Origin of the sequence: Nonomuraea sp. H19 (assembly GCF_052068215.1) — a bacterium.
Classification (GTDB): Bacteria; Actinomycetota; Actinomycetes; order Streptosporangiales; family Streptosporangiaceae; genus Nonomuraea.
The window spans coordinates 1-729 of sequence record NZ_JBQHCV010000142.1 but is presented as its reverse complement, the minus strand read 5'-3'; the positions used below and the strand labels follow the sequence as shown (position 1 = coordinate 729).

At 69.4% G+C, this 729-nt stretch carries 1 protein-coding gene; it reads right to left on the bottom strand.

Features of this window, described 5'->3' with window-relative positions; all coding sequences use genetic code 11:
* A partial coding sequence (locus tag ACTMTI_RS56960; protein WP_441129424.1) for a ketoacyl-synthetase C-terminal extension domain-containing protein occupies positions 1–729 on the bottom strand: 729 nt, incomplete at both ends.

Here is a 729-nt window from a genome sequence, read left to right as displayed (position 1 = left end):
CACCACACCCGGCACCACACCCGGCACCACACCCGGCACCACGAGCGCATCCCCCGACACCACACCCGGCACCACGAGAGCGTCCCCGAGCGCATCCCCGAGCGCGTTCCCGGGCGTGTCCCCGGGCGCGTCCTGCCGCGGCTGCGGCTCAGGAGCCTGCTCCACGATCACATGCGCATTCGTCCCGCTCACCCCGAACGACGACACACCCGCCCGCCGCGGCCGCCCCTCCAAGCGCGGCCACTCCCGCGCCCGCTCCAGCAACCGAACCTGACCCCGCCCCCAATCAACATGCGTCGAGGGCGCGGACACATGCAACGTCTGCGGCAACCACCCATACCGCATCGCCAGCACCATCTTGATCACACCGGCCACCCCCGCAGCAGCCTGCGTATGCCCGATGTTCGACTTCACCGACCCCAGCCACAACGGCCCACCCCCATCCCGATCCCGCCCATACGTCGCCAGCAACGCATGCGCCTCGATCGGATCACCCAGCGCCGTCCCCGTGCCATGCGCCTCGACCGCGTCCACCTCAGCACCCGACACACCCGCATTGGCCAACGCCTGACGAATCACCCGCTCCTGCGAAGGACCATTCGGCGCCGTCAACCCATTACTCGCACCATCCTGATTGACCGCCGACCCCCGGATCACCCCCAACACCCGATGACCAGCAGCCACCGCATCCGACAACCGCTCCAACACCAGCACGCCCACACCCTCGGA